The 21,430-nt window shown below is 43.4% G+C and carries 20 protein-coding genes; 17 read left to right on the top strand and 3 right to left on the bottom strand.

What is annotated here, in order from left to right:
* The first annotated feature begins 85 nt into the window (after window positions 1-85).
* Window positions 86-661, top strand: a complete 576-nt coding sequence (locus D2962_RS16230; RefSeq protein WP_122015585.1) for a TetR/AcrR family transcriptional regulator — start codon at window positions 86-88, stop codon at window positions 659-661.
* Here D2962_RS16230 and D2962_RS16225 read toward each other — a convergent pair.
* Window positions 658-906 (bottom strand): hypothetical protein, encoded by a 249-nt coding sequence (locus D2962_RS16225; RefSeq protein WP_122015584.1) that lies wholly within the window; start codon window positions 904-906, stop codon window positions 658-660. The two genes, D2962_RS16230 and D2962_RS16225, sit on opposite strands and share 4 nt — an antisense overlap.
* Window positions 907-1,354: 448 nt before the next feature.
* Here D2962_RS16225 and D2962_RS16220 point away from each other — a divergent pair, with 448 nt between their 5' ends.
* From D2962_RS16220 to D2962_RS16170, 11 genes are all read left to right on the top strand, one after another.
* Window positions 1,355-4,123, top strand: coding sequence for an S-layer homology domain-containing protein (locus tag D2962_RS16220; RefSeq protein ID WP_122015583.1), 2,769 nt, complete (start codon window positions 1,355-1,357; stop codon window positions 4,121-4,123).
* Window positions 4,124-4,269: 146 nt separating this feature from the next.
* Entirely contained in the window at window positions 4,270-5,511 is a 1,242-nt protein-coding gene (locus D2962_RS16215) for an efflux RND transporter periplasmic adaptor subunit (RefSeq protein ID WP_122015582.1), read from the top strand.
* Window positions 5,512-5,526: 15 nt separating this feature from the next.
* Window positions 5,527-8,649, top strand: a complete 3,123-nt coding sequence (locus D2962_RS16210; protein ID WP_122015581.1) for an efflux RND transporter permease subunit — start codon at window positions 5,527-5,529, stop codon at window positions 8,647-8,649.
* A 75-nt stretch (window positions 8,650-8,724) separates the two neighbouring features.
* Complete coding sequence (locus D2962_RS16205) at window positions 8,725-9,924, top strand: TolC family protein (RefSeq protein ID WP_122015580.1); 1,200 nt, start codon at window positions 8,725-8,727, stop codon at window positions 9,922-9,924.
* Window positions 9,925-9,951: 27 nt separating this feature from the next.
* The gene (locus D2962_RS16200; protein ID WP_162991269.1) at window positions 9,952-10,542 is read left to right on the top strand and encodes a TetR/AcrR family transcriptional regulator; all 591 of its coding nucleotides are present in this window, start codon (window positions 9,952-9,954) and stop codon (window positions 10,540-10,542) included.
* Window positions 10,543-10,659: 117 nt separating this feature from the next.
* Window positions 10,660-11,283: an HlyD family secretion protein gene (locus D2962_RS16195; protein ID WP_162991268.1), complete on the top strand. Its 624-nt coding sequence runs from the start codon at window positions 10,660-10,662 to the stop codon at window positions 11,281-11,283.
* Window positions 11,284-11,883, top strand: coding sequence for an HlyD family secretion protein (locus tag D2962_RS16190; protein ID WP_122015577.1), 600 nt, complete (start codon window positions 11,284-11,286; stop codon window positions 11,881-11,883).
* A gap of 9 nt (window positions 11,884-11,892) precedes the next feature.
* Window positions 11,893-12,843, top strand: coding sequence for an ABC transporter ATP-binding protein (locus D2962_RS16185; protein WP_122015576.1), 951 nt, complete (start codon window positions 11,893-11,895; stop codon window positions 12,841-12,843).
* On the top strand, window positions 12,836-13,789 hold the full coding sequence (locus tag D2962_RS16180) for an ABC transporter ATP-binding protein (RefSeq protein ID WP_222927594.1): 954 nt from the start codon (window positions 12,836-12,838) through the stop codon (window positions 13,787-13,789). The genes D2962_RS16185 and D2962_RS16180 overlap by 8 nt, the downstream gene beginning before the upstream one ends.
* A gap of 24 nt (window positions 13,790-13,813) precedes the next feature.
* Window positions 13,814-14,953, top strand: coding sequence for an ABC transporter permease (locus tag D2962_RS16175; RefSeq protein WP_122015575.1), 1,140 nt, complete (start codon window positions 13,814-13,816; stop codon window positions 14,951-14,953).
* Window positions 14,954-15,101: 148 nt separating this feature from the next.
* Entirely contained in the window at window positions 15,102-15,698 is a 597-nt protein-coding gene (locus D2962_RS16170) for a TetR/AcrR family transcriptional regulator (RefSeq protein WP_162991267.1), read from the top strand.
* 31 nt (window positions 15,699-15,729) lie between these two features.
* Here D2962_RS16170 and D2962_RS16165 read toward each other — a convergent pair whose 3' ends face one another.
* Window positions 15,730-16,059 (bottom strand): cupin domain-containing protein, encoded by a 330-nt coding sequence (locus D2962_RS16165; RefSeq protein ID WP_122015573.1) that lies wholly within the window; start codon window positions 16,057-16,059, stop codon window positions 15,730-15,732.
* A gap of 447 nt (window positions 16,060-16,506) precedes the next feature.
* On the opposite strand from D2962_RS16165, the gene D2962_RS19765 reads away from it, so the two are divergent.
* The 5 genes from D2962_RS19765 (at window position 16,507) to D2962_RS16135 (ending at window position 20,774) form a co-directional block, all read left to right on the top strand.
* A complete protein-coding gene (locus tag D2962_RS19765; RefSeq protein ID WP_342774548.1) occupies window positions 16,507-16,785 on the top strand; it encodes a DUF4258 domain-containing protein in 279 nt (92 codons plus the stop codon).
* Complete coding sequence (locus D2962_RS16150; RefSeq protein WP_162991266.1) at window positions 16,677-16,925, top strand: DUF4351 domain-containing protein; 249 nt, start codon at window positions 16,677-16,679, stop codon at window positions 16,923-16,925. Before D2962_RS19765 ends, D2962_RS16150 begins: the two co-directional genes overlap by 109 nt.
* A gap of 275 nt (window positions 16,926-17,200) precedes the next feature.
* Window positions 17,201-18,904, top strand: coding sequence for an efflux RND transporter periplasmic adaptor subunit (locus tag D2962_RS16145; protein WP_122015570.1), 1,704 nt, complete (start codon window positions 17,201-17,203; stop codon window positions 18,902-18,904).
* Between the two features lie 4 nt (window positions 18,905-18,908).
* Window positions 18,909-19,592 carry an ABC transporter ATP-binding protein gene (locus D2962_RS16140; protein WP_120765943.1) on the top strand — a complete coding sequence of 228 codons (684 nt, stop codon included), beginning with the start codon at window positions 18,909-18,911 and terminating at the stop codon, window positions 19,590-19,592.
* Window positions 19,593-20,774, top strand: coding sequence for an ABC transporter permease (locus D2962_RS16135; protein WP_122015569.1), 1,182 nt, complete (start codon window positions 19,593-19,595; stop codon window positions 20,772-20,774).
* A gap of 37 nt (window positions 20,775-20,811) precedes the next feature.
* On the opposite strand, the gene D2962_RS16130 is transcribed toward D2962_RS16135, so the two are convergent.
* Window positions 20,812-21,117, bottom strand: a complete 306-nt coding sequence (locus D2962_RS16130; protein WP_162991265.1) for a TMEM165/GDT1 family protein — start codon at window positions 21,115-21,117, stop codon at window positions 20,812-20,814.
* Window positions 21,118-21,430 lie beyond the last annotated feature (313 nt).

Genomic DNA, 21,430 nt, shown 5'->3' with positions numbered 1-21,430 from the left:
TAATAATTTATAATGTAAAGTGAAAAAATATTAAAAAGGAGACAGTAGGAGTGAGAAGAAAAAAAGGACGAAAAGTGAGGACTTAATTGAAAGGCGAAAAAACCAGATACTGGAAGCTGCCATTAAAATTTTTTCGGAAAAGGGATTCGAAGGTTCTACTACAAAAGAAATTGCCCGAAAAGCCAGAGTGTCAGAGGGTACAATATTCAGATATTTTAAAACCAAGAAAGACATATTAATAAATCTTATAAATATCCTGACGGAAAAGTCGCTATTCAAGTTCATCGAAGAGATAGAAAATGGCCTTGACACAGGTGAGGCGTTAAAACACATGCTGAAACTGCATTACAACATGATGACCCAGAACTATCAGCTTTTAAAAACCGTTTTTTATGAGATACAGTTTCACAAAGAGTTAAGAGAGGCCTTTTATAAAAACGTTGTCTCAAAAGTGCTGGCCATAATTGAGAAAAACATAGCCGATTACAATATAAGAGATGACATACCTTCTGACCTGGCCGCAGAGACACTGTTGGGCATATTCTTGGGGATAATCATGGTACAGACCATGGTTGAAGAAAATGAAAGCATCCATGATGAAGATAAAAAAATATCATTAATTCTGGACATCCTCTTTAACGGGATAAAGAAGCGGAATTAATTTATAAACTCCTTTAAAAAGAAGTCCACCATCTCGTTTATTTCTTTTTCTTCCGATTTGAAGTTCCATGTATCTCCTTTAAGCAATGATTTAAACAGAATACCGAAGTAAGAAAGCGTCATCAACCCGGAGAGAACCTCCGGCTTTGTTTTAAAGTTAGTTCCCTTTTTTTCCTTTCGTTTAAGATATATCCTGACACTTCTTTCAACCTGTTCTATTTGTTTCTCCACAAAATCACTATTCATAACATGACCCCCAATAAAAAGTGATTAATCACTATATGTATAAATTATACCACAATCAAACAAAATAAAATATATATTTTTAATCGCTATAAAATAAGTGATTACTTACAAATAATAATAAAAGCTGCATAGCCATAAAACCCTGCAACAACACGTGATATATATTTATTACAAATATATTACAAAAACCAAAAACGTATTGACAAAGCTGCCCTTCACTACTATACTAAAAATGTAAGTAATCACTCAATGTAAAAATATCTTCATGGCCTCTCTAAAAGAGGGGTACTCAAATCCTTCTTTTTGATTTTCCCTCCCTTCACCTTTTTGCCGAAGGGAGGGGTTTTAGAAAAAAACGCTTATTATATTACAGCGGGAGGTGAAGTATAAGGCTTTTTTTAAATTTTAAAAACAGTGGTACAAAACAATATCATAAGGAGGTTTACAAATGTACAATCTCAAACGCATGAAAAAACTGTTTGCTATTCTTACAATCTTCGTATTTATTGCAGGAATAGCGAGCACCGGAGCTCCGAAAGTCGCGATGGCGGCGAGCAATGACAATGCGGCAAGTTCGGTCGATGTAAAGAAGCTGACATCCGACATCACCGACAAAGACACAAAAGATGCTGTATTGAGGCTTGCAGCATTCGGTATTATTAACGGCATGGAGGATGGAAAATATCATCCCGGTGATGTAGTAACACGAGAACAGTTTGCAAAGATACTGGTCACCTCGCTGAAGATGGATAACGCAGCGAAGGCCGCAACAGGCCGCAGCAGCTTTAAAGACGTGGAGGCCAGCAGGTGGTCCGCAGGATACATAAGCGTGGCTGCAGGCCAAGGCCTGATTAAGGGCTATCCCGACGGGACTTTCCAGCCTGCAAAACAGGTAAGCTACGCCGAAGCGATCACCATGCTGGTGAGGGCTCTGAGTTACAGAGATTCTTTCCTGCCCGGAGACTGGCCCGGCAACTACCTCGCAAAAGCCGCTGAAGAAGAAATCACAAAATACGTTAAGTTCAATGATGTCAGTGGTGGGGCCAACAGAGGTGATGTGGCGATCCTCGTGAACAACACCCTGGACGCCAATGTGGTTAAAGTCGACACCTATGAGGCAAGCGGCACGAAATACTATGAATCCGATAAGACACTCCTGGAAGACAAGCTGAATATTACAAAATACGAAAATACCAGAATCATTGCAAACAACAGATTGGATGACAGCCTCGACGACAATGAAGTTTCGGTTTATTTTATAAAAGATACTGAAGATGGTAAATATGAAAGCAAAGATGATGCTGACTTTGAATTTATCGAAGGATTTAATCCGGAAACAATAATGGGCGAAGAAGTAACGATATACTTGAACGATGATGATGAGATAATTTACGCCGAAAGAGAATACGATGATGATGCAAAATTCGACTACGTTGAAGGCGATGTGGCAAAAAGCGGTAAAGTTGACAAGGTAAGCCTTGTAAAATTCGATGATGACTATGAATTTGATGATAATGCAGTGGTTTATGTAACTCAGGGCGGAGAAACAACAAAAGTTACACCGGAAGATGAAGAAAGCGGATTTTTCAACGGTATGGTCGGTAAGGTCGTAATGAAGAACGACAAGATAGTATTTGCTGATTTCATGGATGTAACCGAAGAAATCGACAACTGGATGATTGTAAAAGACAATGAAGATGGTATTATAAGCGGTATATCCATGGATGATGACAGCATGGAATTAGACCTGACCGAAGACGGCAACTATGATGGAGTCATCATCCTCGACCTGGAAGGCAATATCCTTTCGGTTGATGACATTGAAAAAGATAATCTTCTTTATGTAGCTAAGGCGGATATTGACGGCGATGATTACGCAATAGTCAGGGTTGTGACGAACAACATTTTGGAAGGCACTCTGGAAAAAGTTAAAAATGATAGAATAACAATTGACGACAAAGAAATCAAGTTCACTAAAGTGGGCAGTGATATTCGGGCAAGCTACAGCATAGACGACGGTGATACCATAACAATTTTCGACTTCGACAACGATCCCGATGTGCAGGCTGATATGGAAGACGCCGATAATCAGACTATCAAGGCTTATACCGATGCGGTAGGAAGGATCTCATACTTCGTAACCGAAGCAGAAGCTGTATCCGGTTACAAATACGGTATTGTTACAAGAATCTATACAGATAGCGATAAGCTGAAAATATACACTGTAACCGAAAACGGCGAAGGTGATGAAATCACATATGCCGTTGAGGATTCCGACAATATAGAATTCGGCATACCTGTTGACAAATACGGAATTGAAACCAGCGACAAGGCTACTCAGCCTATTGAACCCGGCAGCGTTGTAAAATTCAAACTCAACAAAGACGGAGAAATTGCAGAAGATGAGATATATGTATTCCCGAAACCATCGAGTCCTGATGGAACCAACGCATGGGTATTGACGAAGGATTTCGGTAAAGACAGCATTACCGCAAAATATAACAAATCAGGGTCTGCCGAAAGCTTCTCTGTTGACAGCAGCACTGTAATTATAGATGCAAAGTATCTGGAGGAAGCAGCTGGTTCTACAAAATTAGATGCAAAGGGTAATTTTGAATCTGTTGATGATAACTTCTCTGTAATTGATTGGGAAGACATAGCAGAGGATGACATAGACACTTCACCGTTCTACGTATTTCTGGATGACAATGGAGTAGACGTCAAGGCCATCGTGTTCTTTGGGGATGGTGTAAGCGATGCAGCAGAAGATGAAGAAGCAATATACGTCATTGACAAGTGGTATAAGGGCGGAGACCTGTATGCCAAGATACAAAGGTACGGTGAAGATGTCGAAGATATAGTTGTAGATTCCGGTTCTGAATCCGGATTTAAGGATGAAAGGCCGTATATTGCAAAAGTGCAGGCTGACGGTGAATTGGAGGTAGTTTCCGGCACTGACTTTGCAGCATACTACGGCATAATCACTGACAAAGACAGCAGTACCATAACCGTTGAAGTATACGGTTCTGGTGAGAAGACGTTCAGGATCAACAGCAGCACCCTGGTATATGAAGAAGACACCAAGAAGTCCACCTCCAACCTGCATGAGGATGACGCTGTATACGTTATAGTAGAAGATGGTGTAAACGCCAGGGTAATCGAGAGATTAATAGATGATGAGAAACAAAAAGTACTAAACAATCAGAGCCCATATTGATAGCAACCGAATATAAAATAAATTTTGTTAAGCAGGGATTTATTCCCTGCTTTCTATTCAAATATAATCGACCGAACGGTCGGTTCTAATATTCTAAAAAAAATAAAAATAATAAACCTATCAATAAAGCGAAAGGGGCGCAATTTATGAGCCTGGGTCGAAAAAACAAAATAATAGCTTCGCTATTGCTGTTTTTCTTTGTGGCGTCAGTATTCCTTCTTGCCGGATGCTCGAAAAAGAAAGAGGAGGTGAAAGAGGAAGCTGCGGTGCCGGTGAAAGTAATGAAAACAGCTAAAAGCAATATAGAAGACATAGTTACTTTTACAGGCCAGATTGAGGCGGGCGATGAAGTAAAAGTTGTAGGTAAGATATCGGGCAGGGTAAAAGAAGTAAATTTTGAAGTAGGGGACTATGTGCAAGCAGGTGAGCCGCTTGTAATACTGGAAACCGATGAGTTATACGACCAGCTTTCCCAAGCGGAGGCAACATTAGCGTCGGCAAAGGCAAACCTTGCCGCCAATGAATCGGGGTCGCTGCCGCAGCAGCTTGATCAGGTAAAGTCGGCGTTTGAACAGGCCGAGGCAAATTATTTAAACGTCAAAGCCGATTATGAGCGAATGAAAGCGCTGTATGAGGCGGACGCGATTTCCAAGCAGGCATTCGACGGCATGGAACTGAAGTACAAAGTGGCAAAGAGCCAGTATGAAAGCGCAAAAGAACAATTGAAGCTGACCGAAGAGCGCATGCCAAAAAATGTTGAAGCTCTGAGAGCTCAGGTGGCACAGGCACAGGCTGCGGTGGACCTTATAAAAACAAACATCGAAAACTCAGTCATAAAGGCGCCTGTATCGGGCATGATTTCATCAAAACAGATACAGCCCGGCGAAATGTGCCAGGCAGGAGCGACGCTTGGTGCAGTAGTTAATATAGACAGGGTCAAAGTCGTTATAAATGTGCCGGAAGAGGACATTAACAAATTAAAGGATGGCCAGGAAGCGACGGTGAATGTAGACGCTCTGGGGAACGAAGGCCGGATAAAAAGCAAAATAAGCATCGTTTCGCCGGCGTCGGGGGCAAGCAGGCTCTTTCAGGTAAAAATTGAGATGGAAAACAAAGATCACAGGTTAAAGCCAGGCATGTTTGCAAATGTGAATGTTGTCAGGGGCATAAAGGAAAATGTGATTACGATTCCAAAAGATGCTGTGCTGATTAAAAAACATGGTAATGTAGTGTATGTTGTAAAAGAAGGCAAGGCGGAAGAGCGTCTTGTTAAGATCGGAGTCACAAACGGAGGCAGGGTGGAAATAACGGAGGGACTGAAAGAAGGAGAAACGGTTGTCACAAGTGGTCAGAACATGCTGACGGAAGGCTCAGCAGTGAAAATCTAGCGATGGGGTGAAATCATGAGAATTACGGAGACGGTTGTAAAAAGGCCTGTGGCAACATTCATGGCTGTGCTTGTCATCCTTATCCTCGGGTTTGTTTCACTGAGCAAGATGCAGGTCGATTTGCTGCCGGATATACAGCTTCCGACGGCTGTTGTTGTAACAACATACCCTGGGGCAAGCTCCGAAGAAATAGAGACAATGATAACAAAGCCTATAGAAAAAGAAATAGCCGGGGTAGAAAACATAAAAAGCATATCTTCATCAAGCGAAGCCAATGTTTCCATGATTACGGTGAGTTTCAACTGGGGAACAGACCTTGATACGGCGGTAACGGATGTAAGAGAAAAAGTAGACATGGTTAAAAAAAGACTGCCGGATGACGCAGACGAACCACTGGTAATTAAGTTTGACCCGTCAATGATGCCGGTGCTTATTTACGGCATGACCGGCGACAGAGACCCGCTTTTGATGAAGCAGATAGGTGAAGATATGATAGAAAAAAAGCTTGAGAGGGTAGCGGGAGTTTCAAGCGTCCAGGTTGTGGGCGGAGTAGAGCGCCAGATAAGGGTCCTGCTTTCACCTCAAAAGATGAACGGATACGGGATAAGCATCGGCCAGGTTATGCAGGTGCTTGCGGCAAATAACCTGAACCTGCCCGGCGGGACGGTGGACTACGGCAGCAGAGAGCTTATAGTGAGGACTACGGGCGAATTCGAAAGTGTTGATGAAATAAAAGAACTTGCGGTGGCGAACAGGCAGGGAGCCATCGTTAAACTGAGCGATATAGCCGAGGTTAAGGATGCCACAGAAGATATAAAGACCCATTCCAGGATAAACGACTATGAAGGATTAAGGATACTTATACAAAAATCCAGCGACGCAAACACGGTGGCGGTGGCAAATGGAGTAAAAAAAGAACTTGAAGCGATTAAAAAAGAGCTTCCGAAAGGCATAGAGCTATATCAAATATTGGACCAATCAGACTTTATAAACAGATCGATAAACAGAGTCAAGTCAAATGCATTGGTTGGCGCTATTCTTGCAGTGGTAGTTTTATATCTTTTTTTGCATAATTTCAGGTCGACCATAGTTATTGCAATATCAATACCTATATCAATTATATCCACATTTGTCATAATGTATTTCAGCGGCATTACGCTAAACCTCATATCCCTTGGCGGCCTTGCCCTGGGAATAGGTATGCTGGTGGATAACTCCATAGTCGTGCTTGAAAACATATATCACCACAGAGAATTAGGTCTTAACGGCATGGAGGCAGCGTCTGTTGGGGCAAATGAGGTTACTCTTGCTATAGCGGCATCGACACTGACTACAGTTGCCGTATTTTTACCGATAGTCTTTGTAAAAGGCCTTGCTGGAATATTATTCAAGGAAATGAGTCTCACCATCACGTTCTCTCTTTTGTCTTCCCTGATTGTTGCAATTACAATAGTGCCCTTGCTGAGTTCCCGTCTGGTCAAAGTAACCGCTGCAGAAGAAAAAAAACAGGGCTTTCTTGCCAGAATATTCGATGGAATGGACAGATTTTACAACAGTGTCGATGAAAAATATGGAAAGCTTCTTGCATGGGCCCTGCGGCACAGGAAGATTGTAATACTTGCCATTGTTGTGCTTCTTGTCATAAGTGTGGCTGCAGTGCCTCTTGTGGGGACAGAATTTTTCCCGGAGACCGATGAAGGCAGGATATCAATCAAAGTGGAATATCCTCTTGGCACAAAAGTGGAAAAGACAGATGAACTGGTTAAATCCATAGAGCGCATAGTTGCTTCAATACCGGAAGTTCAAATGTATTCGTCACAGGTTGGAACAGACACAAAAAAGAGTTTCCTTGGGACGGCTGGAAGCGGTGAAATAGCCAGCATGGATGTGCGCCTTGTCCCGGTCAGCGAAAGGAAGAGGTCCACAAAAGACGTAGTCGAAGAAATCAGGCAAAAAATAGGAGAAGTCCCGGGGGCAAAAATCGAGATAAACAGCGCAACAACGATGAGCACTATTAGTTCCGCCACTTCAGGAAGCAGCAAACCGGTCCAGGTAGCCATAAAGGGAGACGACTTTGCTACGCTTGAAAATCTTGCCGAAAAAATTAAAGCTATAGTCAAAAAAGTGCCGGGCACCAGGGATGTTGAGACATCTATTGATGAAGGGAGACCTGAAGTCCGGATAAAAGTAGATAAGGACAGGGCTTCATACTACGGTCTGGATGCAAGCCAGGTGGCGCAGACCGTAAGGATTGCAATAAACGGGGCTGAAGCGACCAAATACAGGGTTGCCGGAACAGAAGTGGAAGTGAACGTACAGCTCAATGAGCTTTCAAGGAAGACCCTTGAGGACCTTGAAGGGATGACATTGATGTCTCCGACGGGCGTCAATGTGCCACTTAGAAACATAGCCAGATTTACAATCACTGAAGGCCCAAATGTAATTAATCGTGAAGATCAGGAGCGAGTAGTATATGTGACGGCCGATATTTACAGAAGGAGCCTGGGAGAGGTGATAAATGACATCAGATCGGCAATTTCTTCAGTCAATTTACCGGAGGGTTACAGTATAAGTTTCGAAGGGCAGAACAAAGAAATGACGGAATCGTTTGCGGATCTATTCCAGGCGATGCTGCTGGCGGTGTTCCTTGTCTATGCGGTAATGGCGGCGCAGTTTGAGTCGCTTTTGCATCCGTTTACCATAATGTTTGCAATCCCCTTCTGTACGACTGGTGTTGTGTTTGGCCTCCTGATAAGCAGGAGGGCGTTCAGCTTGCCGGCGTATATTGGCATTATAATGCTGGCGGGCATTGCGGTCAACAACGCCATTGTACTGGTGGATTACATTAACCAGTTGCGGGCAAAGGGTAAGACGGTCAGAGAAGCGATAGTTGAAGCCGGTCCAAGAAGGCTCAGGCCCATCATGATGACCACATCTACAACAGTTCTCGGTCTTTTACCCCTTGCTCTTGGGATTGGCGAAGGCAGCGAAATCCAGGCACCCCTTGCTGTTACCGTTTTGGGAGGATTGACAGTCTCAACCCTTTTGACACTCGTGGTTGTGCCCGTTCTTTACTCGATATTTGAAGACCTGTCAGCAAGGGTGGTAATGAAAATAAAGATTAAAAAATATGCTTGACATGATATAAGGCTCAATATAAAATAAATACAAATATAAAGATGAGTGAATACTCACTCATAGGAGGTAAGAAAAGTGCAATATAAAAAAATTATATCATTCCTTGCGGCTGTCGTATGTTTTTTAATGCCGCTTGCAGGTTTTGCGGAATCCACAGCTACGGGAGATGTTTCCGCTGATACCGCCGAAATCGCAAACAGTGTGTCCGGAAGTCCTGACGCTGAAGAAAAAACAAGCTTTTCGCTTGAAGAAAGCGTAAATACCGCTCTTCAAAACAATGTAAGCTTAAAAATTTCACGGCAGGAATACGAAAAAGCAAAGGTGGAACGAGAAGAAGCAAAATACGAGTCAAAGCAGATTGCAGATATTCGTGATGACAAGATACTTAGAGACTATGTACCGACAGCTTTCAGCTTTGAGGGAGCGCAGGTCAAAGACCTGTCCCCCAGGCTGAAAGAAGCCAATGAGCTGATAGCTAAAAAGAACCTTGCGCTTGATGAGCAGAACCTGAGGATAGAGGTGGAAAAAGCCTATTTCAATGTGCTGAAAGCTCAGGACAACCTTAAAAATGTAGAGGTCCAACTGCAGCGGGTCCAGGAACAATTGAAGAATGCTCAGGTGAGTTATAAACAGGGTATGATTGCAAAAGATTCAATGCTTTCGGTGGAATCTGCAGTGGCCAGCGCTGAAGCCAACAGGGTTTCCGCTGAAAAAAACCTGGAGCTTGCCAAGATGAACCTCAATAAAATTATGGGCCGCAACCTTACGGCTCCTCTGAAACTCACAACTACTTTCACCTATACACCTGCTGAAATTCCCGATGTTGAAGAAATGGTAAAAAGCGCCCTGGCGCTCAGACCGGAAGTTATCAGCGTAAGGGAAACGAAGGAAGTGGCGGAGCTGAACTGCAAGCTCGCCCTGAAATACTATGCGGAAAACACCTTCGTTTATCGAAAGGCGAAGATAGACCTGGAAAAAGCCGTTTTAGGAGTGAAGGAAGCGGAGGATCAGATTTCCCTTGCCGTAAGGTCGGCGCATTACGCTGTGATAGAGGCTGCGGAAAAACTAAAGTCAGCGGAAAAAACTAAAGAAACGGCGCAGGAAGTTTACAGAATAACAGATCTAAAGTATAAATCACAGGTCGCCACAATGGCAGAAGTGCTTCAGGCCATGGAAAACTTGAGGCAGGCCGAACTTTTATACACCGCCTCAGTGTTCGATTACAATGTGGCAAGGGCGCAGCTCGACAACTGGGCCGGCAAAGGCCTGGAATAGGCCTGCATTTTGCAGGGGTGAAGCATTTTGAAAAGAGAAAAACAATTAGAAAAGCGTTCGTCAATCCTCGAGGCTGCAGTTTCTGTATTTTCGCGTGAAGGCTATCCCAATGCCAGGATGCAGGAGATAGCGACAAAGGCCGGAATAGGCAAGGGCACCATTTATCAGTATTTCAAAGGGAAAAAACACCTTTTTCAGCAGGTTGTAAAGGAAGGTATCGACCAATACGCTATCGGCATTAAAAACGAAATTAAGGGCTGTATCGGGATTGAACAAATTCTGAAAAAAATTGTAACATTCAGCTTTTCCTTTTTAGAAAATCACAGCGACGTATTAAAGATGATAGAAAGCCACCGCAGCTTGATTGATGAAAGCATGTTGAAATGGTTGTATGACAGGAAAAACAAAATAACAGACCTGCTTGTAAAAACAATCGTTGAAAAAACCGAAAAAAAGGGCATGCGAAGCTATAAAGATGCAGAACTTGCCGCAAATTGTTTTTTTGGAATGATGATTTCTGTAGTTCAAGAAAAGGTGTTTCACAAAAAAGAATTGGATATAGAAGAAGTCTCAGATAGGATAGTCAAAATATTCCTCCATGGATATGAGCAGTTATGAAAACTGCTCATTTTTTTCGCTGATTTATTTTAATTTCATATTTTACTTGACAAGACGTGAGGGGCGATATAAAATTATAACGAATGAATGAGCATTCACTCAGAGGGAGGCAGAAATATGAAATTGATTAATCAAGCGCCGAAAAAAATGAAAAATCTCATCATGCCATTAATTATTCTTGTTTTGTTTTTTTCTCTGCTTTATGTAAATATTTTCGGCGGCAAAGAGACATCCATTAAACATACCGTAGATGGGGTGTTTCTCGAGGCATCGGGCATTATTGAAAACAATACTGTGGTGGTCAGCAGTGAGGTTCCAGGCAACATAGCAAAACTTTATGTTAAAGAAGGAGATACAGTTGTAAAAGGCCAGGAAATAGCAAAAATTGATGATACTTTGCTTCAGAAACAATTCTTACAGGCTCAAGATGGTGCAAAACTGGCTGAAACAAAATTGGATTCAGTAAAAGTAGCTTTAGAAAACCTTAAGATACAAAATCAAAATCAGATAACTCAGGCGTATAATGCTTATATGGCAGCAAAGGCATATTATGAAAAGGTAAAATTGGGTCCGAGGCCTCAGGAGATCCGACAGGCGGAGAATATGGTGGCGCAGACGGAATCAGCTTTCCAAAATGCTCAGGAAAACCTGAGCAGGGTGGAATTTCTGCTTAAAGAAGGGGCCGTAGCAAAACAAAAATATGATGAGATAAAGACTGCATATGATGCGGCAAAGGCTTAGATGGAAGCTGCAAAAGAAAAATTGAGCTTGCTTAAAGAAGGGGCATCTGAACAAGAAATAGAAATAGCCAGAAGCCAGGCAGCTCAAGCAGAGGCAGCTTACAACCTTACGGTATCCTCCGCCGAGGCCCAGATGGACGCAAAGGAGAAAGAACTGGAGATGGCAAAAACCCAGCTGGAGCAGGCAGTGACTGCCATGAAACAGGCCAGTGACCAGCTGGGCAAAACGGTGATTAAATCCCCGGTTGACGGAATTGTGTATGTAAAGTCCCTGAACGAAGGAGAAATGGCATCTATCGGGGTGCCTGTAGTTGAAATCCTCGATACAAGCGATACTCGCCTTGACGTATATGTGGCGGAATCGGACATAGGGCTTGTCAAACTCCATCAGAAAGCTAAGATTTTCATAGACTCTTTTCCGGGCAAAGTTTTTGAGGGGGAAGTAATCGAAATAAGCTCCAGGGCCGAATTTACACCAAAAAACATCCAGACAAAAAAAGAAAGGGTAAATACAGTGTTCAAAGTTACAATCAAAATAGCAGACACATCCGGTGTCATAAAGCCGGGGATGCCTGCAGATGTGCAGATAAAGATAGACTGAGGTGATAGAATGGAAGAGGCCATAAGGTCTTCTATGCTGACGAAGCGTTTTGGCAGCGTCACGGCGGTTAACGGCCTGGACCTTTTGGTAAAAAAAGGGACCATTTTCGGGCTGGTAGGCCCGGATGGGGCGGGCAAGACCACCACTATCAGGATGCTATGCGGAATCCTTTTACCGGATGAAGGGGAAGCCTTTGTAGGAGGATACAATACTGTTGCGCAGGGGGAACGGCTTAAAGAATACATAGGCTACATGCCCCAGCGTTTCAGCCTGTACGGGGATCTTACAGTCATGGAAAACCTGGAGTTTTACGCCGAAATATACCAGGTCCCGCGGCAGGTGAGGAGGGAAAAGATAAAAAAACTTCTCGCCTTCAGCAATTTGACGGCGCATGTCGGAAAACTGGCGGACCAGCTTTCAGGCGGTATGAAGCAGAAACTGGCGCTTTCCTGCAACCTCATTCACACCCCCGCATACCTTTTTCTGGACGAACCCACGACGGGGGTAGACCCGGTGGCCCGGAGGGAGTTCTGGAAAATCCTATTCGGCCTTAAAAATCAGGGCACCACCATATTTGTGAGTACACCTTACATGGACGAGGCGGAAAGGTGCGACGAGGTGGGGCTCATGTATAACGGAAACATAATGCGGCTGGATAAGCCCGAAAACATGATAATGGGTTTTGAAAGAGAATTGCTATCAGTATCCGTAGACAACATTTTTAAGGCCAGGGACTATGCTGGGGAACTGCCGTACGTCGAAGATGTTTACATATACGGCGAGGAACTTCACATTATTGCAGACGATTTTAAGTACGCCAGAGACAGACTGGTATTGGATTTTAAAGATAAAAAAATAACAACGTTTGACATAAAAAAGATTAGCCCTAGCCTCGAAGACGTTTTTATAACAAGTGTCAGAGAAATGAAAAAGGGCATAGGAGGAAAACAGGGTGACTAATGCGGTAGAAATAAGGAATCTCACAAAAAAGTTCGGGGATTTTACGGCGGTCAACAATGTGAGTTTTGACATAAGGGAAGGCGAGATTTTCGGATTTCTGGGCCCTAACGGCTCGGGCAAGACGACGGTAATCAGGATGCTCATCGGTTTGATTACCCCCACTTCGGGTTCGGGTAAGGTGCTGGGCTACGACATTGTGAAAGAATCGGAAAAAATAAGGTTGAACGTAGGCTACATGTCCCAAAAATTCAGCCTCTATGAAGAATTGACGGTGGAAGAAAACCTGGATTTTTACGCCGGCGTATATCTTGTGCCGAAGGATGTCTTGAGACAAAGAAAAAAGGAAATCCTTGAAATGGCGGACCTGGTGGGCAGGGAGGATTACATAACCTCCACATTATCCGGAGGCTGGAAACAGAGGCTGGCCCTCGGGTGCGCCATTATCCACAACCCCAGATTTTTATTCCTGGACGAACCCACCGGAGGCGTAGATCCCGTGGCCAGGAGGCAGTTCTGGGACCTGATATACAGATTGTCGGAAAAGGGCGTGACAATTATGGTGACAACGCACTACATGGACGAGGCGGAGCACTGCAATACCATAGGGTTCATACATTATGGCAATCTCCTGGCACTGGACACACCCGGCAACCTGAAAAGACAGAAGATGAGGGGCCACATTGTAGAGATAAAATGCGACAGGCTTATGGATTCCCTTGAGTTGTTAAAGACGGTTCCGTTTGTAATTGATGCGGCCGTATACGGTGCCGGGCTTCATACGGTGGTGGAAGACGCGGGGCGTTATCTGGGGGATATAAGACGGCTACTGGAAGGCGCCGGGATAAATGTGCACAGCGCCAAACACGTGAAACCTTCATTGGAGGATGTGTTTGTCTTTCTGGTGGAGGAAAAGAGCCGGGATAAGGTGTCAACAGAGATAAAATAATAGCGCATGGAAGGGAGTATTAGAATGAAACTCAATGCCAGAAGAATACTGGCCATTATAAACAAAGAATTCATCCAAATTCGGCGCGACCCAAGGACGGTGGCCTTAATACTTCTAATGCCGATAATGCAGCTTTTGCTTTTCGGCTATGCGGTCTCCAACAATGTAGACCATGTGTCCACAGCGGTATTAAACCTGGATATCGGCAGGCAGAGCAGAGAATTGCTGGAAAGATACTCCAACTCTCAATATTTCGATCTGAACTATTTTGCAAAGAGCATAGATGAAGTGAGAATGCTTGTAGACAGGGGAAGCGCAAAGGCGGGCATAATTATTCCACCTGACTATTCGGAGAACATCAGCAAGGGCAGGACTGCTCAAATACAGCTGGTGGTGGACGGCACGGACCCTACCACGGCCCAGGTGATATTGTCAAGCGCAGGTTCCGTGGCCCAGATGTTTTCAACGGAAATTGCGTCAGAGCGTATCATGCGGATGACGCAGGGTAGAAAGATGACGGCGGTGCTTGACTTGAGACCAAGGGTATGGTATAACCCGGATATGGACAGCGTTTGGTTCAACATACCTGGACTAATAGGGATAATACTCCAGAACATCACGCTTATGCTCACATCGTTTGCTCTGGTAAGGGAAAGGGAAAGGGGCACCCTTGAACAGCTGATTGTCACACCCATCACCAGAATGGAGCTGATGGTAGGCAAGATTATTCCCTATGTTATCATCGGCTTTGTAGACCTCATATTGGCGGTGGGCTTAGGTACCCTTTGGTTTAAAGTCCCAATAAAAGGCAATATCCTGCTGCTTTTTGGTATTTCCGTCATGTTTCTTTTAGGAGCATTGGGAATAGGGCTTTTCATATCCACCATTTCCCATACACAGCTCCAGGCCATGCAGCTTTCGATGTTCCTTATAATGCCAAATATACTTCTATCCGGCTTTATGTTTCCACGGGACGCCATGCCAAAATTTGTATATATAATAAGCAATTTTATTCCTCTCACATACTTTTTGAAAGTACTCAGAGGCATAATACTTAAAGGCATAGGCCTGCGCTATTTGTTAACCGAGTCCATGATTTTGGCACTCTTTGGAATGGGTTTGCTGGTGCTGGCTGCAAATAAATTCCAGAAGCGCATCGGGTAGAAAAATGATGTTAAGTTAGAAAAGAAGAAGCAGTCGGGAAACATTCCGGGCAAGGAAGAAATTGTGCGGATCGATACAGAATCCGCTTTAAATCTGTTGAAAACCTGTAAAAATCGTTCATTGGATGATTAATATTTGTCGGGAAGGGGTGGTTAAAATTAAAAAAGAATTGATCAGAAAAGCTGCCATAGACGTGATTGCGGAAAACGGTTTTTTCAACGCCGCGGTGGACAGGATCGCCGCCAGGGCCGGGGTAGCGGTGGGTACCGTATACAACTATTTTGAGAAAAAAGAAGACATTCTTGACTACATTTTCCAGGTAGAATATGAAAAAAGGGTAAGTTTTCTTGAAGATTTGAAAAAAAGGGACACAGGTCCGGTGGAAAAGATTCGGGAAATCATGAATATGCATTTTTCGGAGATGAAAAAAAATCCGAATCTGGCCAGGGTCCTTCTGAGGGAGCGGGGTTTTGCGGAACAGGATAAAATGATTCACATAAAAAAGTTCGAGGAACTTCCTGCTCAAATTAAAGATATTATACAGGAAGGCGTTGATAAAGGATTTATAAGAAAGTGCAACCCGGAAATTCTTTCGGTGATTATATTCGGTGCTGTGGAAGCTTTGATGACAAAGTTTATTCTTGAAAATAAAAACGGTGAGATATCTGATATCTTTGATGTAGCCCTAGAAGAAATGTCAAATCTATTGGAAAAGGGTTTGGTTCAGAGCCCCGGTGAATCCTGAATTTACCGGGGCTAATAATTGTTTGTGCTAGTTATTGATTCAAACTCTGGGGGTTAGGAGTCTTCACCACCAGAACGGCGGCCCTATCGCCGGAACTGTTTTTAATGGCGTGGGGGATGTTTGCAGGGCTCAAGACGATGTTGCCGGCGGCAACTTCTTTTGTTTCTTCACCTATAGTGATCTCGACGGTGCCTTTCACCACCTGGAAGAACACGTCCACCGGTGTCTTGTGCTCAGGCACTCCCTGTCCCGGCTCGAAGGCCAGCAATACCACCTGCACTTCCTTTTTCTCGATAAGCCTGTTGGGTGAAAACTTTTCGGCCGAGAAATTTGTGCTTTTTTCAAGATTGATAATATCCATTCAATTTCATCCTCCTTATTTTTATCAATTATATTATGTGTCATAAAATGAATTGAGTCTGTGATTATTATCACATTTAAATGAGAATAAAACAAAAGTTCGAGTACCTTTTAATTCTGCTCAAGTGTATATTGATGAAGGAGATACGGTTAAAAAAGGTCAGAAACTTTTTTCCCTGGATAAGGAAGATATAGACTCCAACATAGAGAAGCAGTAGTTGGCATTGCAGCAGGCGGAACTTGATCTGGAATCCAGATTGAAATGCAGGTTGTTCTGTCATTGTCATCTGCTCCGAGAGAAATAATTGCAATATAATATATCAAAGTATAGTGAGTCAAGGGACGGTTCCCTGACTTACTTTAATATATATTAATGATTTTGATATATTTTGCAGTTGTTGTGGTATAATGATTATTAAAGGGAAATAGACTTTTTTTCAGGAGATAGATTGATGATTATCCTTTCCCAAGTTGTCTTATATTGGGTTATTCAAATACAGATAAAGCAATTCATGTGGTTTGCGCATTAGGTCAAGATTACGTTTGGATGATAACCGCTTACTATCCAGATAATAATGAATGGTTGGAAGATTTAAAAACCAGAAGGAGGGTGATAGTATGGGATTATCATGGGAAAGTACCAATCTGGCCAAAGTTTTTAAGGAAATTGGCAGAGAAGAAGGTAAAGCAGAAGGCAAAGCAGAAGGTAAAGCGGAAACATTGGTAAAGTTAATACGAAAAAAATTCAATTTAATCCCCAAACACTATGAAGACAAGATAATGATTCTTGATGAAAAGAAACTTGATAATATAATCGATAACATTTTTACAATACAGGATATAAAAGATATTGATAAGTATTTATGATAATTAAAAGTCCGGCTAATCCGGACTTTTGCTTTTTTCTACCACAGCCTATGACTATAACGAATATCGGAATATGGTGCCAAGCAATCACTTATTGAATATTAAGATACTTTCTGCGATAATAGCAACAGAGCCTCCTGTAAAAGGATTTGGTTAAAAAAAATCAATCTTAAGAAATTCTTAAGATTTTTCTCACCGATTTATCACCAATAAATGGTATACTAAAATAAGACTAAAGTCATTTTTGAAGATTTAATGAATGGAGGTTAAAGCCATTGCAGAAAAAAGTATTTAAAGCCGCACTCGTTTTTATTATAATCGTTGCGGTGATTTTTGCGGGTTACAAATGGTGGAGCGGAAATAATTCTTCAAACAAGACTCTTGCACAAACTTCGTCGATAGCCAGGGTGATCAGGGGAGACCTGGAAGTTGTGCTCAAGGGAAGCGGCACACTTGAGCCTAAGGATCAGGACACAATCAACTTAAAAGTGGAAGGTACCGTGAAAAAAGTGTATTTTCAAGAGGGAAGCACCGTTAAAAAGGGAGATTTGCTTTATGAACTCGAGGACCCTCAGCTGGATATAAGTCTGCAAAAAGCCCAGCTTGCGATAGCCCAGGCGAAAATTAATCTGGACGAGGCTTTAAAACAAAAAGGGAAAAGCGTGATTTACGCTCCTGAAGACGGTGTTGTAAAATCCCTAAATGTGAAACAGGGAGATTCCGTAAACCAGAACACCGTGCTGGCCACCACTTTAAACCAGAATAAAACCAAAGTCCGGGCGCCCTTTAATTCCGCCCAGCTGAAAAACATTAGGCCTGGACAAAAAGCGGAAGTCCTGTTTTTGGATTCCCTTTATTCCGTAGAAGGAAAGGTGACCAAGGTAGACGGCGTTGCAACACCTACGGTTACCGGAGCAAGGTACTACTATGTAACGGTGGAGATGGATGGAAACTACTATGTTGAAGGAGAAAACAGGCTGACTCAAGTCTACATAATTACCGGTGACGGAAAAGAGCAGGGATTGGAGCAGGTCCCCGTTGAACCCCTTGACACGGTGGAAATCAAGCCCGAAATATCTTCAAAGGTTAAAGAAGTGTATATTGATGAAGGAGATACGGTTAAAAAAGGTCAGAAACTTTTTTCTCTGGATGAGGAAGATATAGACTCCAATATCGAGAAGCAGCAATTGGCATTGCAGCAGGCAGAGCTTGATCTGCAATCCAGATTGAAAGACAAGGGAAATCTTTTGGTTTATGCTCCAATTGACGGAACTATAATAGAACAGAACGTCAGGGAGGGCGACCTTATAAAACTGTCGACCGGCAGCAGCTCCTCCAGCGAGCCTGCGGCCGTTATCGTCGATTATTCTAAAATGCAGGTTGTTCTGTCTATCGATGAACTTGATATAAATAAAGTTGAATTGGGCATGCCCGTCAAGATTACTTCAGATGCGGTGCCGGGAGAAGTTTTTGAAGGAAAAGTGGAAAATATTGCCGATGAGGGAAAAAGTCAGAACAATGTTGCTACTTTTGATGTAACTGTAACGATGGATAAGACTCCAAAGCTTAAGGCAGGGATGACGGTGGACGCGGAACTTACCGTGGCCAAAAAGCAAAATGTATTGATGCTGCCCATTGCGGCCATACAGCAGCAAAACGGCAAAAGTTATGTCATCCCCGTAAGAAGTGAAAATTCAGGCGCCCAGGGCAACACAGGCAAAAATAATAAGAACGGCAATAGTGGTAATTACAGCAATAACGGCAATAATAACAACAACAATAACAACGGCAGCAGGCGTTTTTCAATGAATATGATCGAAGTTAAGACCGGCATCAACAATGACGAATATATCGAAATTGTGAGCGGGTTGAATGAGGGAGATATGGTGCTTATGCCTGCAAGTTCCAGTTCCGGCAGTTCCATCAGGCGGAACGGTTTTATGGGTCCAATCCCGATGGGGGGAGAGCCGAGGAGGTAATGAAATGGTAATAGGTTTGGAAGGTGTTTTTAAGATATATAAAATGGGAGATACGGCTGTACATGCGCTTGACGATGTTACATTGACAATAGACGAAGGCGAATTTGTGGCCATTGTCGGTCCTTCCGGCTCGGGCAAATCCACGCTCATGAATATTCTCGGGTGCCTTGATACACCCACTAAAGGCAAATATGAGTTTGAAGGGAAGGATGTTTCCAAATTAAACGACAATGAGCTGGCAGCCATCAGGAACCTTCGTATAGGTTTCGTGTTCCAGAATTTCAATCTGCTTCCCAAACTGACCGCCCTGGAGAATGTTGAACTACCCCTTATGTATGCGGGAAAAAACACTGCATATCGAAGAAACCGGGCAAAAGAAGTGCTAAACGCTGTAGGATTGGGCGAAAGACTGCATCATAAACCCAGCGAACTTTCCGGAGGCCAGCAGCAAAGGGTTGCCATAGCCCGGGCTCTGTCGGCGGATCCGCCGATTATCCTGGCCGATGAACCGACAGGGAATCTTGATACCAGATCAGGCCGCGAAATCATGGAAATACTGAAGGCATTGAACCAAAATGGAAAAACCATAATACTGATAACGCACGATATAAATATTGCCAATCAGGCCAACAGAAAAGTGCACATACAGGATGGAAAGATAGTAAAAGATGAAAAGGTGGGTAATTAAATGGATATACTCCAGACTATAAAAATTGCCTTCAGAAGCATACTGGACAACAAGCTGCGCTCTTTTTTGACCATGCTGGGCATTATCATCGGGGTGACATCGGTCATAGCCCTGGTTTCCATCGGTCAGGGGACAACTTCCAAGGTGACCGAACAGATCCAGAGCATGGGGTCCAACCTGCTTACGGTAAACATAATGGGAAGAGGGACGAATACAACGCTCAGCTACGAACAGGCCATGGAATTTTCCAGCAGCCCTTACATCAGCGGGGTGGCGCCGATTATCTCCGACAATGTTACGGTAAAACACGGCAATAAAAATAGTCAGGTGCAGCTTCAGGGAACCAATGCGGATTTATTGACTGTCAGAAACTATGGCGTATCAAGCGGCAGATTTTTTGTTCCCACGGATGTGACCACGCGCCAGAAAGTTGCTGTCCTGGGGTCAGAGATAGCCGGCGACCTGTTTGGATTTGTAGATCCCATAGGTCAGGAAATAAAGATCAAAGGATACAATTTCAAGGTTATCGGCGTGTTAAAGTCAAGCAGTTCAATGATGGGTTCCACCGACGAGCAGGTTTTTATCCCCATTACAGTGGCTGAAAGGATTTTGCAAATCCGAGGCGTGAGAACTATATACATACAGGCCGCAAGTAAAGATGCGGTCTCTCCGGCGATGGCCGAGATTTCTTCAAAGCTCGGCAAAATATACAGGGTCAGTTCCGAAGATGAAAATTATGCTTACAGGATATTTGATCAAAGTGCGATGCTGGATACAATAAATGAGACCTCCAAAACATTGACCATGATGCTCGGGGGAATTGCCGCCATTTCCCTACTGGTGGGCGGCATAGGAATCATGAACATCATGCTGGTATCCGTGACCGAACGCACCCGGGAAATAGGCATAAGGAAGGCGCTGGGAGCCAGAAAGAGAGATGTTCTCAATCAATTTCTTATCGAGTCTCTGGTCTTGAGCAGCACCGGCGGAATCATAGGAGTCGCCGCGGGGTATTTTTTGAGCTGGGGCCTGGAAAAGCTTATGAACATAAGCGTCAAACCCACTTATTCGGTTTCTTTGATAGCCTTCAGCTTTTCTCTCCTGGTGGGAGTATTCTTCGGCATTTATCCCGCAAACAAGGCGAGCAATTTAAAACCTATCGACGCGCTGCGTTACGAATAGATAAAAGCCCGAACGAGATTAACGTTCGGGCTTTTATCTATCCCCGGCCCAGCTGCCGCAAGACGTCCGGTACCGCCTCCAGGAGTACGAAAATTCCTATGCCCACAAACAATATGCCCGCTATAAGCTTGAGGTGAGCGGTTGGAACATATCTTGCCACCAGGTTTCCAAAGAGAGCCCCGATGAGGGTGACCATTACTAATGCCAGTGATGCTCCCAGGAAAATGGGGAGGGGCTTATTATACTGTGTTACTAGTGTAAATACCGCCAGCTGGGTCTTATCCCCCATTTCAGCCAGAAAAAGCATTCCGAAAGCCATGAAAAACAACTTCATAAAACTCATTTATAATTTCACCCCAGTAAAAAATTTTTATGTAACTTAAGATGGTTTAAAAACGGGACCGCTGTTATGGTGCCTTCCGTTTTCTTATCAATAAACTGCCCTCCTTTCTTTGAAAAAATGTATAATAAAAAGACCTTCATTCCGACAAAAAATACCGGAATAAAGGTCTCATTCCCAAAAACTATGGTGAAAGCCCAGGCGACACACCCTAAACTTAGGCTAAGCCGCCAGCATGTTGAGCTTTCAGAAGGCTCAAAGCCCTGAACTACTCCCCTTTATCGCATGGTAAATTAACTGATTCAAGGATATAAAA

This window comes from Biomaibacter acetigenes (genome assembly GCF_003691585.1).
Lineage (GTDB): Bacteria > Bacillota > Thermosediminibacteria > Thermosediminibacterales > Tepidanaerobacteraceae > Biomaibacter > Biomaibacter acetigenes.
The sequence above is the reverse complement of the archived record's forward strand: the minus strand, read 5'-3'. Positions and strand labels throughout refer to the sequence as shown.

Coding starts and splice junctions, on each gene's coding strand:
- D2962_RS16225 (WP_122015584.1), bottom strand. CDS start 906: ATGAATAGTGATTTTGTGGAGAAACAAATAGAACAGGTTGAAAGAAGT.
- D2962_RS16220 (WP_122015583.1), top strand. CDS start 1,355: ATGTACAATCTCAAACGCATGAAAAAACTGTTTGCTATTCTTACAATC.
- D2962_RS16215 (WP_122015582.1), top strand. CDS start 4,270: ATGAGCCTGGGTCGAAAAAACAAAATAATAGCTTCGCTATTGCTGTTT.
- D2962_RS16210 (WP_122015581.1), top strand. CDS start 5,527: ATGAGAATTACGGAGACGGTTGTAAAAAGGCCTGTGGCAACATTCATG.
- D2962_RS16195 (WP_162991268.1), top strand. CDS start 10,660: ATGAAATTGATTAATCAAGCGCCGAAAAAAATGAAAAATCTCATCATG.
- D2962_RS16190 (WP_122015577.1), top strand. CDS start 11,284: ATGGAAGCTGCAAAAGAAAAATTGAGCTTGCTTAAAGAAGGGGCATCT.
- D2962_RS16185 (WP_122015576.1), top strand. CDS start 11,893: ATGGAAGAGGCCATAAGGTCTTCTATGCTGACGAAGCGTTTTGGCAGC.
- D2962_RS16175 (WP_122015575.1), top strand. CDS start 13,814: ATGAAACTCAATGCCAGAAGAATACTGGCCATTATAAACAAAGAATTC.
- D2962_RS16165 (WP_122015573.1), bottom strand. CDS start 16,059: ATGGATATTATCAATCTTGAAAAAAGCACAAATTTCTCGGCCGAAAAG.
- D2962_RS16150 (WP_162991266.1), top strand. CDS start 16,677: ATGGGATTATCATGGGAAAGTACCAATCTGGCCAAAGTTTTTAAGGAA.
- D2962_RS16140 (WP_120765943.1), top strand. CDS start 18,909: ATGGTAATAGGTTTGGAAGGTGTTTTTAAGATATATAAAATGGGAGAT.
- D2962_RS16135 (WP_122015569.1), top strand. CDS start 19,593: ATGGATATACTCCAGACTATAAAAATTGCCTTCAGAAGCATACTGGAC.
- D2962_RS16130 (WP_162991265.1), bottom strand. CDS start 21,117: ATGAGTTTTATGAAGTTGTTTTTCATGGCTTTCGGAATGCTTTTTCTG.